The 14,539-nt window shown below is 60.6% G+C and carries 14 protein-coding genes and 1 pseudogene; 12 read left to right on the top strand and 3 right to left on the bottom strand.

The features are described 5' to 3' along the window. The first annotated feature begins 336 nt into the window (after positions 1-336). The 9 genes and pseudogenes from H570_RS0112370 to H570_RS0112350 all read left to right on the top strand — a co-directional run bounded on the left by H570_RS0112370 (position 337) and on the right by H570_RS0112350 (position 9,636). Complete coding sequence (locus H570_RS0112370; protein ID WP_027081009.1) at positions 337-2,487, top strand: adenosylcobalamin-dependent ribonucleoside-diphosphate reductase; 2,151 nt, start codon at positions 337-339, stop codon at positions 2,485-2,487. A 217-nt stretch (positions 2,488-2,704) separates the two neighbouring features. Beyond that, a complete protein-coding gene (locus H570_RS0112365) occupies positions 2,705-3,211 on the top strand; it encodes a hypothetical protein (RefSeq protein ID WP_027081008.1) in 507 nt (168 codons plus the stop codon). A 121-nt stretch (positions 3,212-3,332) separates the two neighbouring features. Next, positions 3,333-4,133: a TSCPD domain-containing protein gene (locus H570_RS0112360; protein WP_027081007.1), complete on the top strand. Its 801-nt coding sequence runs from the start codon at positions 3,333-3,335 to the stop codon at positions 4,131-4,133. Positions 4,134-4,236: 103 nt separating this feature from the next. After that, positions 4,237-5,352 carry a hypothetical protein gene (locus H570_RS18975; protein ID WP_169447781.1) on the top strand — a complete coding sequence of 372 codons (1,116 nt, stop codon included), beginning with the start codon at positions 4,237-4,239 and terminating at the stop codon, positions 5,350-5,352. 96 nt (positions 5,353-5,448) lie between these two features. Next, entirely contained in the window at positions 5,449-5,685 is a 237-nt protein-coding gene (locus H570_RS18970) for a hypothetical protein (protein WP_156899968.1), read from the top strand. A gap of 520 nt (positions 5,686-6,205) precedes the next feature. After that, positions 6,206-6,772, top strand: a complete 567-nt coding sequence (locus tag H570_RS18965) for a hypothetical protein (protein ID WP_156899967.1) — start codon at positions 6,206-6,208, stop codon at positions 6,770-6,772. Positions 6,773-7,276: 504 nt separating this feature from the next. After that, positions 7,277-7,339: pseudogene (locus H570_RS19645) on the top strand (zinc-ribbon domain-containing protein); the annotation flags it as partial. A 12-nt stretch (positions 7,340-7,351) separates the two neighbouring features. Continuing rightward, entirely contained in the window at positions 7,352-8,215 is an 864-nt protein-coding gene (locus H570_RS0112355; RefSeq protein ID WP_245559596.1) for an SH3 domain-containing protein, read from the top strand. Positions 8,216-8,502: 287 nt separating this feature from the next. Then, positions 8,503-9,636, top strand: a complete 1,134-nt coding sequence (locus H570_RS0112350; RefSeq protein WP_156899965.1) for a hypothetical protein — start codon at positions 8,503-8,505, stop codon at positions 9,634-9,636. Positions 9,637-9,733: 97 nt separating this feature from the next. On the opposite strand, the gene H570_RS0112345 is transcribed toward H570_RS0112350, so the two are convergent. Next, entirely contained in the window at positions 9,734-10,633 is a 900-nt protein-coding gene (locus tag H570_RS0112345; RefSeq protein ID WP_245559595.1) for a LysR family transcriptional regulator, read from the bottom strand. A 130-nt stretch (positions 10,634-10,763) separates the two neighbouring features. Between H570_RS0112345 and H570_RS0112340 the strand changes: the two genes are divergently transcribed. From H570_RS0112340 to H570_RS19250, 3 genes are all read left to right on the top strand, one after another. Next, on the top strand, positions 10,764-11,342 hold the full coding sequence (locus H570_RS0112340; RefSeq protein WP_027081003.1) for an NADPH-dependent F420 reductase: 579 nt from the start codon (positions 10,764-10,766) through the stop codon (positions 11,340-11,342). A gap of 288 nt (positions 11,343-11,630) precedes the next feature. Beyond that, positions 11,631-12,086 (top strand): hypothetical protein, encoded by a 456-nt coding sequence (locus H570_RS19255; RefSeq protein WP_211219112.1) that lies wholly within the window; start codon positions 11,631-11,633, stop codon positions 12,084-12,086. After that, positions 12,041-12,244: a hypothetical protein gene (locus tag H570_RS19250; RefSeq protein ID WP_211219111.1), complete on the top strand. Its 204-nt coding sequence runs from the start codon at positions 12,041-12,043 to the stop codon at positions 12,242-12,244. Before H570_RS19255 ends, H570_RS19250 begins: the two co-directional genes overlap by 46 nt. Positions 12,245-12,324: 80 nt before the next feature. Here the strand turns inward: H570_RS19250 and H570_RS0112330 are convergent, their stop codons facing one another. Both H570_RS0112330 and H570_RS0112325 read right to left on the bottom strand, forming a co-directional pair. Further along, positions 12,325-13,041 carry a hypothetical protein gene (locus H570_RS0112330; RefSeq protein WP_169447780.1) on the bottom strand — a complete coding sequence of 239 codons (717 nt, stop codon included), beginning with the start codon at positions 13,039-13,041 and terminating at the stop codon, positions 12,325-12,327. A gap of 258 nt (positions 13,042-13,299) precedes the next feature. Further along, positions 13,300-13,869: a hypothetical protein gene (locus tag H570_RS0112325; protein WP_027081001.1), complete on the bottom strand. Its 570-nt coding sequence runs from the start codon at positions 13,867-13,869 to the stop codon at positions 13,300-13,302. Positions 13,870-14,539: the final 670 nt, after the last annotated feature.

Genomic DNA, 14,539 nt, shown 5'->3' with positions numbered 1-14,539 from the left:
ATGGCAGTTGACTTCGATCAGGGTGCCGGGTAGCTTGAATGCCCGTCCGGCCACAACATGTTGGGGTCTGGCGGGAAGACAGGGCCCAAGCATTGGGGGTCGTCTGGGTTTTCATGTGAACACGACGCCATGGGGGATGGTGCGCGATGGGAGCAGGATCCACCAGCAGAAACCACGATATTTCCAGCGCGACGCACATCCGCGGCGCGGCGTTGCCGTCGCCGCAACCGGGCCAGCCGGGTGCGCGGCGAAATGACCAGAACTCGCACCAGAACAACCACAAGAACACGTCCCGGCGCGAACCGGGCCAGAGATAGGCAAGGAGATCCAACCAGCATGAGCAGCGTGCGCCTCGAGGCCGTGAAGAACCAGACCGCCAGGGACATCCCGATGCAACCGGCGTCACAGGACATCTGGGACAAGAAATACCGTCTCAAGACCAAGACCGGCGAAGCCGTGGATGCCGACATCGACGGCACCTACCAGCGCGTGGCCAAGGCCCTGGCCGAAGCCGAGCCGACCGCCGAGAAGCAGAAGTACTGGAACGAACGCTTCCTCTGGGCGCTGCGCCGCGGCGCGATCCCCGCCGGCCGCATCACCTCCAACGCCGGCGCCCTGGACCACAAGCCCGCCACCAGCACCATCAACTGCACCGTGTCGGGCACCATCACCGACTCGATGGACGGCATCCTCGAGAAGGTCCACGAAGCCGGGCTGACGCTCAAGGCCGGCTGCGGCATCGGCTACGAGTTCAGCACCCTGCGCCCGCGCGGCGCGTTCGTCGCCGGCGCCGGCGCCTACACCTCCGGGCCGATGTCGTTCATGGATATCTACGACAAGATGTGCTTCACCGTCTCGTCGGCCGGCGGCCGCCGCGGCGCGCAGATGGGCACCTTCGACGTCAGCCACCCCGACGTGCGCGACTTCATCCGCGCCAAGCGCGAGGACGGCCGCCTGCGCCAGTTCAACCTGTCGCTGCTGATCACCGACGGCTTCATGGACGCGGTGAAGAACGACGCGGACTGGCCGCTGGTGTTCCCGATCAACGAGAAGGAAGCCGGCGGCATCGACCTGTCCAACGCGTCCCAGGTGGCCTGGCGCGACTGGCCGCAGCACGAGAACTACATCGTCCGCGACGACGGCCTGGTGGCCTGCAAGGTCTACGGCCACATCAAGGCCCGGCACCTGTGGGACATGATCATGGTGTCCACCTACGACTACGCCGAGCCGGGCTTCATCCTGATCGACCGCGTCAACGAGATGAACAACAACTGGTGGTGCGAGAACATCCGCGCCACCAACCCCTGCGGCGAGCAGCCGCTGCCGCCCTACGGCGCCTGCCTGCTGGGCTCGGTCAACCTCACCAAGTTCGTGCGCGACCCGTTCACCGACCAGGCGCAGTTCGACTGGGAGGAATACAAGGAAGTGGTGCGCGTGTTCACCCGCATGCTCGACAACGTGGTCGAGGTCAACGGCCTGCCGCTGGAGCAGCAGCGCAACGAGATCATGCGCAAGCGCCGCCACGGCATGGGCTTCCTCGGCCTGGGCAGCACCATGACCATGCTGAAGATGAAGTACGGCAGCAAGGAGAGCTGCGAGTTCACCGAGCGCATCGCCCGCGACATGGCCGTGGCCGGCTGGGAAACCGGCCTGTCGCTGGCCCAGGAAAAGGGCCCGGCGCCGATCATGGGCGAGCAGTTCGAAGTCACCGCCGAGATGCTGCGCAAGCGCCCGGAAATGGCGAAGGACGGCTGGCGGGTGGGCCAGAAGATCGAAGGCAAGCAGCTGCACGCCCGCTACAGCCGCTACATGCAGCAGGTCGCCAGCGTCGCCCCGGAGCTGGTCGACGAACTGGCCGAGACCGGCGCCCGCTTCACCCACCACAGCTCGATCGCGCCCACCGGCACCATCTCGCTGTCGCTGGCCAACAACGCCTCCAACGGCATCGAGCCCTCGTTCGCGCACCACTACAGCCGCAACGTGATCCGCGAGGGCAAGAAGTCGAAGGAAAAGGTCGACGTGTTCTCGTTCGAGCTGCTCGCCTACCGCGAGCTGGTCAACCCCGGGGCGATGCCCTTCAGCGACGACGCGGCCACCCGGCTGCCCGACTACTTCATCTCCGCCGACGACATCACGCCGACCGAGCACGTCGACGTCCAGGCGGCGGCGCAGAAGTGGGTGGACTCCTCGATCTCCAAGACCGCCAACGTCCCCACCGACTACCCGTACGAGGACTTCAAGGACATCTATCGCTACGCCCACGAAAAGGGCCTGAAGGGTTGCACCACCTTCCGCTTCAACCCCGCCGCCTTCCAGGGCGTGCTGGTGAAGGAGGCCGACCTGGCCAATACCACTTACCGCTTCGAGCTCGACGACGGCAGCGTGGTCGAGGTCCCGGGCAACGAGCAGATCGAATACGACGGCGAGCTGCACACCGCCGCCAACCTGTTCGACGCACTCAAGGAAGGCTATTACGGCAAGTTTTGATGGCCCGGGACACAGATAGCGCAGCCGTCCATGGCGATACGGCGCGGGCTTCGGATCCCCCGGCCCGGCCATCCCTGGCCGGGCGTTCGCGACCGCGGCCGATGCCGATAGGGCATCGGCCAAGCGCGGCCACTCACCCTGCATACACGCTCCGAACTTCGCGCTACATTTCGCTCGCGGGCGCCCCGCCCGCAACAGACCTGACGAGGGAAACACAATGAGCAACGGCAACGGGGTCACCGCGACCCTCAGCAATGCCGCCGAAGCCGTCGCCGACAAGGCGAAGGAAATCGGCAGCGCCGTGACCAAGCGCGCGAGCAAGGCAGTGAAGTCGGCGAAGAAGACCGCGAAGCAGGCCGAGAAGGCCGTCAGCCAGACCGCCGGCAAGGCCAAGAAGGCGGTGGCCAAGCGCGTCACCAAGGCCAAGAAGACGCTCGCCTCGGCCAGCGCCTCGGCCAAGGCCGAAGTCGCCGCGCTGAAGAAGAAGGGTGCCGGCAAGAAGACCGCCAGGAAGGCGGCGAAGAAGGCCGCCCCGAAGAAGGCCGCGAAGAAGGCTCCGGCCAGGAAGGCCCCGGCGAAGAAGGCCGGCGCCAGGAAGGCCGTCCGCAAGGCTGCGCCGAAAAAGGCAGTGAAGAAGGCCGCCCCGAAGAAGGCCGCGAAGAAGGCCCCGGCAAAGAAGGCCGGCGCCAAGAAGGCCGTCCGCAAGGTCGCCAAGAAGAAGTAATGCTCCAGAGCCCCTCTCCCGCCTTGCGGGAGAGGGGTTGGGGTGAGGGCCCCGCTTTCGCCCTGTTCCCCGCCCGCAACACGCCCCACACATAACAAGCACAGCAATCAGGAACCGCGTCATGGCCGTCAAGATCGAAAAGAAAATCACCGGATACGCCGTCGTCAGCGCCGAGGACAAGGACAAGGCCGTCGCCGGCGCGTCCATCGCGCGCGACACCGCCGAAGCCGAACTGCCCGTCGCCGACGTGATCCAGATGCACGAGCGCATCGAGCGCCCCGAAGTGCTGATCGGCAGCACCTACAAGATCAAGTCGCCGCTGGTCGAGCACGCCATGTACGTGACCATCAACGACATCGTCCTCAACGCGGGCTCCGAGCACGAGCAGCGCCGCCCGTTCGAGATCTTCGTCAACTCCAAGTCGATGGAACACTTCCAGTGGATCGTCGCGCTCACCCGCATCATGAGCGCCGTGTTCCGCAAGGGCGGCGACGTCACCTTCCTGGTCGACGAGATGAAGGCCGTGTTCGACCCCAAGGGCGGCTACTTCAAGGCCGGCGGCGTGTACATGCCGTCGCTGGTCGCCGAGCTCGGCAGCATCATCGAGGACCACCTCAAGTCCATCGGCATGATCCACGACCCCGAGATGAGCGCCGCCCAGAAGGCCCTGATCGCCGAAAAGCGCGCTGCCTACGAACAGCGCTCAAAAAAAAACCCTGACGTAAGCGGCCAGGCCGAAAAGCCCGAGCCGATCGACTACACCGCCAACATGGAAGACCCCGCCGAGGACATCGCCGTCACCGGCGACGGCGCCACCTTCCCGCCCTCCGCGTCCATGTGCCACAAGTGCAGCACCAAGGCCGTGGTGATCATGGATGGGTGTGCGACTTGTTTGAATTGTGGGTATTCGAAGTGTGGGTGAGTAATCGCATCCACGGAGAAGAAAGGGGTCCAAGAGGCCCCTTTTTGCTTTAGCTGATTCAAGAGCCATGCTTAGCATGGTTAGTGTAATGCAAGGGGGCGGGATGATTGGCAGATTGACTGTACCGCTCGATGCAGTGCCCGACGCCTTGGAGCGGACGGGATTTGTTCTAGAGCACGAAGTCGCTGAAGCGTTTAAATCAGCCAATTGGTCTGTCATCGGTGGCCGCTACTACGCGGATGATGTCGATGGTCGCGCTAGAGAGCTCGATCTGATTGCATATAAGAGCTTCAAGCACAACGATCTGACGGTTGTGTACTCGGTTCTCGTCAGTTGTAAGAAGGACGCCGATAACACTTGGGCCTTTTTGACTCGAGACAAGCCGGCCTATGATCCAAACTTTGATTGGAATCCGATTCACTACTGGACTGATATCAATCCACTTGAGAGATATCTGCAATCCGAAAAGTGGAAAGCCGATTTTCTTTCGCGTGCCCACGGTGCTTGGAGCGAAGTAGCAGCAGCCCGCGACATTTTTGCGTTCCAGCAGATCGATTCCAAGAGAGCGGTTCCGAAAAATGATGTCGCTATCTTTAATTCGATAACAACTCTCATGAAAGGGTTGGACTACGAGCTCGTAGTTCTTCCAAAGAGGCAGGAGAACAAAGGAAGAATCTATTTCTTCTCTCTGCTTTCTGTAGTTGATGCTCCGCTCATAGAGGTGAAGTATTCAGGCAACAACGCCGAGGCGTCGGAGGTTGATGCAATCACCTATTTCGCACGATACTTGGTTCGGAAGCGTGAGCTGTCCGCACTCTTGCGATTTGTTCGGAGGGACGTGCTTCCTGTTGAGATTGAGCGGTTAGATAGTCTTGCCATGAGTGCTTTTCAGTATGCGAAGTCCGCCGTTGCGTCATCGTTTGAAGCAATTAGGACCAATGAGCTTGTTCGAGACTATTTTGCAGCCCGACTGCACTCGCGGCTAGGGTGGTGGCTTGCATTTCAGTTGACGAAGTATCGTGTTGACCATGACTCGGTCAAGATCTCCTCTCTTAACTTCAAGAATGGGGTTTTGGTGCTTGAATTGAGCGGCATTGATGATGATGCAATTGCATTCTTGAATTCAGATGATGAAACTCTGCAAAAAGTTGGATCGGCACTTGAGCAGCTTGCGAAGTTTAATGGAAGTTTCAAGTTCGACTGGGATATTCCCTTCTGACCAACGGTGAATTCATAGGCGGAATCCGCGCAGCGGGGGCCGCCGCATGTTTTTTAGTGCCCCATATTGTCTTGACCCGCCTGTAGGAGATGTTTCATGCGTGTAATAGACGGCTTTACCGTTGATGCCACCACAGAACCTAAAACTCCGGGTGCTCCCTTCTACGAGCCGGCACTTCACGTTACGAAGGCGGGAACGGATTTTGATGAGACTACGTGTGCGACTACTCAAAACCTGGAGCATCAAACACAAGCCGAGGCACTTGCTGTTGCGGAGCGTTGGCTGGAAAGCATTGAGCGCGTCACATACAACGGCACACTAAACTTCCTGTAGACCATCATAGGAGAACTAAAGGGGACGGAGGTAATTAAGCAGGCGGGGAATGTGTCAGGGGTAGTTTTCGGTTGTTCGGAAGTCCGGACTGTCCTTCGCCGGAGTTGTCTCTGGGTTCTACGGCCGGCCGGGGTTCGCGCCAGCGTCGGGTTCGGCCGCCCGCATCAGCGTCTTGCGAAAGAAGGCCAGCGCGTCGGCATTGATGCGCGCGTGCGCCGCCGCCCCGAAAACGGGGTCAGGTGTACTTCCGCAGTACCCAGTAGTGGGGCCACCGCTATGTCAACTGCCTACACAAGCCGCGTTCTGTATCACCTCGTTGGACGCAAGTCTCCAAATAGCGACGAGCAGAATTTTGACGAAACAGGGGTCAGAGTCGACTTTCTTGAGCTGCTGAGATGCAAGGCGAGAAGTAGCGAGGCCAGGCGTCCTTCTGAAATAGTGCCAAGGGCAATTTCCAACGATCAAACCTCCCCCGGGCCTCTCTCGGGGAAAATTCGGAGCATTAAGGAGTTCTTTCCGCATGAGGACAATTGCGATCCAGGCCATTAGTGCAATGGTGCTGTGCGCGGGAATCGGCGGCTGCTCCTTGATGCACAGCGCCGACATTCGTCAATCACGGCCGCTGGTAGTGAGCTTGGATGTGGAGCCGGGATACGGCAACGGAATGTTCCTGGACGCATCTGACGGACCAATTGACTTCTTGGTGCAGCGCAAGAAGTCCAGCCCAACAGCAAAATGGGCCCCGACATTCTTCGTTTCCTATCATTCGGACAAATCTGGCCTCGGCTACTACTTGCATCTGTCGGTCGATCCCCGACTGGACCAGATGTATGCGGAGACTCGACTAGTCGAAGAAGAAACCCAAGACGTAATTCACAAAACCAGACTTCCACATCCGTATCCATTGAGCCACGAGTTCCGGGCGCGGGCTGACCTGTCGGGAAAGAGGGTTCGCTTTTACGTTGACGGACAACTCGTGGGGGATCAGGAACTCACAGAAGTGCCAAGATTTCTCGAATTTGGCGCTTCGTCCGGCAAATTCAACGTTCGCCTGGATTGGCCGGAGACACCGGCAGCCCCCGATTAGTGCCGCCAGGAGCCGAGAAGGCAAGAAGGGGGTCGGGTTCACTTCTTATCGGAAACAGGAAGTGAACCTGACCCCGTTCTTGGAAACAGGAAGTGAACCTGACCCCGTTCTTGTTTGAATTGTGGGTATTCGAAGTGCGGGTGAGCAGAACTGAGGGCTGAGAACTCCCGTCCTAGCAATTCGCTTCCGCCCCGGCCACGTTCAAAACAAGCATTTCGTCAAGGATGGGCCTTCGGGCGAGTTCGTCGTTCTTGAGGCTATCAAGTGTCGTGAGAGGGCAGTCCTCTAGGAATTTTTCGGGCTTGCCCTGCGTTCTCTACCCTTCCAGCATCGGTTCGCGCGCTTACGCGTCTGGGGAGGCGCGGATGGATGGGGTGCTTCAGATCCATAACCGGCATGGTTTCTCTTCGTCTAGAGACGTCGCTGAAGTTTCGTCTCAGCACAGATCGCAAGCCAGTGGGTGTGCGGCGTCAAGCCGGTACTTGATAAGGGAGAGGATGCGTCATGTTCTGCACGAAATGTGGCACGGGACTACCAGATGGGGCCAGCTTCTGCGGTAGCTGCGGCACCAGCACGAAGATGAGCGGTGATCTGATGCCGCCGCGCTCTCCGCAAGTACCAATGCAAGTGGCGCAATCCGCTCCAGCGGAGCGGCACCTGCCGCCGCAGATCGTATTCGCGGCGGAACCCCGCTATACGAGTGAAAGGCACCGGAAGAAATCTAGCAGTGCTTCGGTTGCCTCGTGGATCCTTCTGGTGTTCGCCTGCGCCGGCGCCATGCTTCCGGTCGCCGGCTTCGGCATGTGGCTGATTATCGGCCCTATCCTGCTGATCACCTTGGTGCTGGGGATCGTCGCCATCACGCAAGGTAATACGGTGAGCGGTGTGATGATCATTCTCGCTTCGCTCATTGTCGTGCCACTGTTCGTCCTCCTGGCCCCCTTTTTCATGACTGGGCTTGCCTTGGGCGCTGCGGGCGCATCTGGCTCCGCTTTCGATGGCGGTCATCGAACCACATCTCAAGAGAGTGTTGTCGCTGCGCCCGTCGAACAAGTAGCTTGGCAGGAAGAGGAGACAGAGCCGTCACTGCCCGCAATGGATGTCGCTCCCCAGGGCCGCCCTCTCGAATCGACCAATCACGACAGTTCGAGCCAGCCATTCGAAGCGAGCCGACCTGAGAACAGAGAAGTCCGATCCAACTCTGCTCCACAAGCATACGGTGATGAGTTCACACACAAGGCAATCCTTGTTGATTCAAGAGGAACGATCGTTCTGCAATCAGGGCCTTCCATCCTTTCGGCGAACGTCGACAAGCTTCAATCCGGTGACTCGGTCTTTACTGCTGGACGGGATGGGAAGTGGATCAAAGTGCGGACAAACAATGGCCTGGTTGGGTATGTGAGACAGAAGCAATTGCAGTTTCAGTTTCAGCCGGGGCAGTAGATGGCCTCGCCAAAACAGGCTGGTAGGCTGTACAAGAACGGGGTCAAGAACGGGGTCAGGTTCACCTCCATTCGTGCGCAAGACCTCGTAGGGCGGAACCCGCGCAGCGGATTCCGCCGCATGTCTTTCTGGCCGTCGTTCGATCCGCATTCGGCGGAATCGCGTTTAGCGGTTCCGCCCTACGTCATCCGGCGCTATGTGTCGCCGCAATAACGGGATCAGGTTCACTTCTTGCTTTGGGAGAGGTCGGCAAGAAGTCAGCCTCGCCTGTCTTGTAGGAGAACGGCTTGAAGTCCATCGGCACTCAATTGTTCTCGGTCAGCGCGGGCAAACATGCCGCGCCCATGCCACGATTCGAACGCGTCCTGGCGCGTGAACTGGGGTTGCAGGAAACCTGGTTCCGGGACGCCATTTTCGATAATCCGCAGTTGGTCATCGCGCCCTGCCAGGAAGCCGGACGCATCACAGCCGAAGAAGTTTGGCTGCCATGGCGCGTCGAGGCCAATTTTGGTTCCGGCCCGATCGACGTCCTGCTCGTCTCGTCGTACGGCCGCATCGGCATCGTCGAAACCAAGCTCTCCTACAACCCGCAGAAGCGTCGCGAAGTCGTGGCGCAGGTACTGGACTATGCGCTTTCGCTGCAGGACGCCGACCGTGAAGACCTGCCCCCGTTGCCTGCTTCCCCGCATGCGCCGGAAGAGTCAGACGTGGCGGACGCACTGCAATCCGGGAAATTCCTGCTGATCATTGCGGGCGATGCCCTGGACCCGCGTGCATTGCGGCTTTCGCAGGCGTTGCTGGCCCGCCATCTCACCAGCGAGTGGGATCTCGCCATGATCGACCTGAACGTCTACAGGGAGAACGATACGGGCGACTTGCTTGTCGTGCCGGAACTGCTGGGCACGGTGCTGGCCGAAGTGCGGCAGGTCGTGCGGGTGAAGGTTGAAGGCCAGAATCCGAAAGCCAAGGTTGAGGTGGAGCACATCAACGAGACCGCAGCGGCGGTCCGCCGTGGTTCGAGCCTGGCGTCGGCCGCTGACTTCATGAGTGAGGTCGAGCGCAGGGCGCCGGCTGTGATCGATGAGGTAAAGCGCATTGTTTCCTTGTTTGGAGCAGAGTCTGAAGCGGCAAACATCCGGCTGGGGTTCAAGACGAGTACAGCAAATCTCTATTGGATCGCACCGTCAGGCAACGAACGTCGTTTCCTCAGTATCAACGTCGAAGGTCGTGTCCGTGTTCACTTCGACTATCTCGAGGGAGAAGACCGGGCGGATCTGGCCTCGCAGCTTGAAGCTCTGTGCAGTGCGTCCTTCAATCCGCGTGGAAACGGGCAATCCGCTGAACGGAAGGTCGATCGAAACAACATCGAGAGCCTGCTGTCGTTCATCCGCGAGGCCTGCAACCTGATGAGAGCTGGCTGACTCGTAAGGCGGAACCCGCGCAGCGGATTCCGCCGCATGTCTTCCGGGTCGCATCGTTCGATCCGCAGCCGGCGGAATCGCCTTCGGCGGTTCCGCCCTACGTGACCTCGCCAAGCAGTTCGACCAGCCGCGACTCGCATGGGGACAGGTCGTGGCCCCGGCGCTGCGAGGTCATGAACGTCAGCGGGCCGAGGTGCCAGGCGCGGCGTTCGAGTTCGACGAGTCGTCCGCTCGCCAGATCCTCGCCGACGAGGTGCCGTGGCAGGTGTCCCCAGCCGAGACCGGCCTTGAGCAGATCACGCTTGGCGCCGAGGTCGTTGACCAGCCACTGGCGCTTGCCGGCGATGCCCTGCTGGGTCTTTTCCGCGCCGGGCTGGTTGTCCGTCACGACGATCTGGATGTGCCGGCCAAACTCGTCCATGGGGATGGGATTCGGTGTCGAAGCCAGTGGATGGGATGGCGCACAGGCCGTCACCATCTCCGCCTCGCATAGCCAGCGCCGTTCCACGGCGTCCGGGTTCACCTCCGGCACGTTCGCGATCGTGACGGCCAGGGCACACACCCGTTCGAGCACCAGATGCTCGCCGCCCTGCATGGTCGTGATCCGCAGGTTGATCGCTGCGGTGGGGAACTCTTCCTGCAGCGCCCGCAAGCAGTCGATCAGGTGGGCGCGCGGGAAGTAGGCATCGATCGCCACCGACACCTGCGGCACTCCGGCCCTGGCGATCGCATTGGCCCGGTTCTTCATTTCTTCCGTGCGTGAAATCACCGCCCGCGCGTCCGGCAGGAGGCTGCGGCCCGCCGCGGTGAGCTGCGCCTTGCGCGTGTTGCGCTCGAACAGTTCGACGTCGAACGCGCTTTCCAGCGCCTTGATCGCATGGCTGACGGCGGACTGCGCACGCCTGAGCGTCCGCGCCGCGCCCGAGAAGCTTCCCTGGTCGCAGACCGCAACGAACGCGCGCAGCTGGTTGATGGTGACGCTGTCGAGCATCGGCATCTAAAGAATAGATCGTACTCAGCGATGTTTCGCCAATTGGATTGATGCGTCAAGGGCGCCAGATGGGTTGGGCAGCCGGCCCCGATCGGGACGGACCGCACCCAATCCAGACACTGAAGTGGAGAACGACATGAACTACGCAATCATCGGTTTTGGCTCCGTGGGCCAGGCCCTCGCCCGTGCCTTTGCCCGGAACAACCTCGAAGTCGCGGTCGCCAGCCGGCGGCCGCCCGAAGCCCTGGCGCCGCAGGCGAAGGCGATCGGGTCCACGGTCGTCCCCGCGACGATGCAGGACGCCATCCAGGCGGACATCATTTTCCTGGCCGTTCCCTTCGAGCAGCATCGCGAGGTCGCCAGGAGCCTGGCGAGCTGGCAGGGCAAGACGATCATCGACGCGATGAACGGATTTGGCGTCTCCTCCGCGGTCGTCGCCAAGGCCTTCCCGGGCGCCCGGTTGGTGAAGGGCTTCAATCATCTCTTCGCCCGCACCCTGGCCTCCGACCCGAGTGTCCAGGGGGGCCGGCGGGTCGTGTTCCTGTCGAGCGACGACGAAGCTGCCGCAGCGCCGGTCGCGGCGCTGGCCGAACAACTCGGTTTCGCGCCCGTCCATCTCGGCAAGTTCGAAGAGGGCGGCGCGCTGGTGCAGGCGCGTGCGGACAAGAGCTGGGGGCCTTTGATCTTCCAGGACCTCTTCAAGCAGGAGGCGTGAGCGATGGACTGACTGGCCACGAAAACGGGGCCAGGTTCACTTCCATTCGCGTGCAAGGGTAGATCCCGCAGGCCCGGCAGGGCGGAACCCGCATAGCGATTTCCGCCGCATGCCTTTCGGGCTGCATCGTCCCGCTTTGTCCGGCGGAATCGCCTGCGGCGGTTCCACCCTGCGTTGCAACGGGAATGGGTGTCAGGGACGATATCCAATGCCCGGGATCATTCGCGGCACCTGTCCTGCGAAAGAACCTGCGGACCAGGTTTCATGGCGCCAACCAAGGGGTGATGTGTGTTCAAGGCAGTCAGTCTGGCGCTCCTGCTTGCAGGTGCCCCGGTCATCGATACGCCCGTCGTTGACGGCGTGGAGATCACGCAGGTGCTGGAGCACTACCCGGTCACCGGCAACAACGCGCAAGAAGGGGGTGGGGTTCACTTCTTATCGGAAACAGGAAGTGAACCTGACCCCGTTCTTCAGTCAGACCCCGTTCTTCAGTCCGTCACCGAGGGAGGCTACGACATGACGCGCATACTTTTCGTCGGTCAGGAACCGGAGACCGTGGATCTTTCCGATCCCGCTATTCCGCCGGGCCTCGATGCGGCCAAGATCAACGCGGGTATCGAGATCGCGGTGGCCTCCATCGCGGAACGGGGCTGGAAGGTGGACGTTTGCATGATTCCGCCCGACGAGCGCGCCGACCCATGCTGGAGAAGCAACTGGCCGGCGCACGCTACGACTGCGTGGTGATCGGCGCCGGGCTCAGGCTCCCTTCCAGGAGCCTGTCGCTTTTCGAGCGCGTCCTCAACGTTGTCCACAAAGCCGTGCCCGACGCGGCCATCGCTTTCAATACGCATCCGGAGGACACGGCCGAAGCCGCAGGCCGCTGGTTGCAAGCCGCAGATTGAATGCAACGGGAACATGGTGTCAGGGCCAACTTTTTTTGCTCCGGAAGCCCGGGCACGGCTCCGGGAAGCAAAGGCAATAGTCAGCTATCGCCCGCGTCATTGCCGGACTTCCAAACGCCCTTGATGGAGGGGTTAGCAATAAGCCTCTCACATCTCGCGTAATGGGATTCGACGTTTGAACCATCGATCTCCAGCTTCCCTGTCTTGTCAGGGAAGTACAGGGATCTATTCGCGGCGATGTACCCCAGCACGGTAGGCCCGTACCGGTCGAACAGGCGCCTGGCTTCAGCCAGGTCGGGCAGGGACTTTGCGAAGACAGTCATGCTCATTTTCGGATCATGCCTCATTCGCCACAGCTTCCAGCACTCGCCGGCCGCATATGCCGATGCTTCTTCTGCAATCAACCCGGTCGTGCCGGGCTTCTTTCCGCGCGTGCCATTCCGGAAATGCACCAGCTCATGTGGAATGACCTCAAGGCCGTCCAGGACCTGCGCCGTAATCGACTCATTGCTTCCTTCCAGGGCAAGGGGGAGCCAGAATCGAAGTCTCGGCTTGGAAACGTAATAGTCCAGAAACGACGCCCTTGCGGGGAGGTCGGCATCGACGAGGATCACGTCGATCTGGATATCCAGGGGCGGAGCGAGGCTGAACTCCGTGATGTATTCGGTAACGTCAGTGAGTAATGGCGCTGCCATATCGATGAACTCGCTACCGAAAGCCTCGCTGGCATGAATCCGCCAAACAACTGAACGACTCTTCTCCCCCGCCTCCATCTCGAACAGCTGGCGTGTCTTCATCGCTCGTATTTTGCCTTCCGACGGTTTGTTGACGTAGCCGGATCGCACCCACTTGACGACAGGGAAGAACGGTAGGCGGCCCTCCCTGATGAAGTGCCTTCTCGCAACGAAGTCGTCTTGGTGTTCAACGAGCTTGTCATCCAGACTTGCACAGCCCGACAAGAAGACGGCCACCAGAAAGCCAACCAGAAGGGCGGGTACAGGCGTAGCCCGTACCCCCCGCGAGAAGAGCGCTCTGGCTATCGCCCTGAGCAAGATCTACTTCGGATCGGTCGGGGGCTTTGGACCGCCCGGTCCATCCACCGTTCGAGATGCCGTTGCGCTTGCGATCGTCTGGCCATCAATGACCATTGTGTTGGTGGCGGAGTAGGTGCCTTCATGCGGGGGCGTGATCTCGATGTTCGAGGCGGAGATCTTCAATGCCCCCTCGTCAGGAACGTCGATGTTGTTGACCCAGTTCTCCACTTGCGCGGGGTTGGCAAACCTGCCCATGCCCGATTGTACGGAGGCGGCAAACGTGTGAGCCTCAACTACGTTTCCTGATGAATCCAGTACGGAAAGCGTAGCCAGCGTTGTCTGATCCGGAATCTCCGCATTCGTTGTGCTCAGCCTGACGGAGCTTTGTGCAACTATGGCGGCCGCGCTCATCTCGAAAAGATGCAGTTTCTCCTGCTTCTTTCCGTACTTGATCGTATTCTCCAGCTCCAACAGCCCGGGTATCGTCAGCTTGACGTGTGCCGTCCCCTCCTTGACTTCTTGATCGCAACCCGACGTAAGCATGAGAGCCATGCTGAGGGCTACAGCCTTTATCGCGATTGAGTTCTTCATTCCATTTCTCCTTTATTGACGCTGCCGAAGTTGAGTGCTTCAGCTCCTTGAAACGCGACCTCATGTCGCGTCGGGTTTTTCTATCACAGTCACCTCTTTGAGTTCGAGAACGGAGTCCGGAAATCCGTACTCCCGGCCGTCACGCCTTTCATGGCTGGCTACCGCCGATTCAACGGTCCTTCTTCTTGGCCTGGAACTCGGCTTGGCTGATGTTGCGGTTGCCATCGGTGTCGGGCGCGAGCGGAGGCCATTCGGAAGAAGTGAACGGCATGACCCGCGAAGAAATTCTGGAACGCGGAGACGTGCTCTTCGATGAGCTGATGAAACGAGCGCGTTTGAGACAGGGAAGAACAGCGTCACCTGTCGGCGTCACGACGCACTAGCGGATCAAGACCCGCCCTGGGCGGGTTGGCCTTGCGCCCTGGTCCGTGGATGTCGATCGTCTCTCCCACGACGATCACCATGAGGTCTTCGGCAATCTGCACGGGACCACGGTATCTAGTCCTCGTCGGTGCCAGGATTTCCAGGTCCTTCGCATCGGCCCGGACGATGTGCGAGTACACGGCCAGCCGGGGGAGGAAAACGGGGCTGAGGAAAACGGGGCCAGGTTCACTTCCATTCGCGTGCAAGGGTAGATCCGGCAGGCCCGGCAGGGCGGAACCGCATAGCG

The sequence above is a fragment of the Luteimonas mephitis DSM 12574 genome (genome assembly GCF_000422305.1).
GTDB lineage: Bacteria > Pseudomonadota > Gammaproteobacteria > Xanthomonadales > Xanthomonadaceae > Luteimonas > Luteimonas mephitis.
Note: the sequence above shows the minus strand (reverse complement) of the source record. Positions and strands in the feature narration are given on the sequence as shown.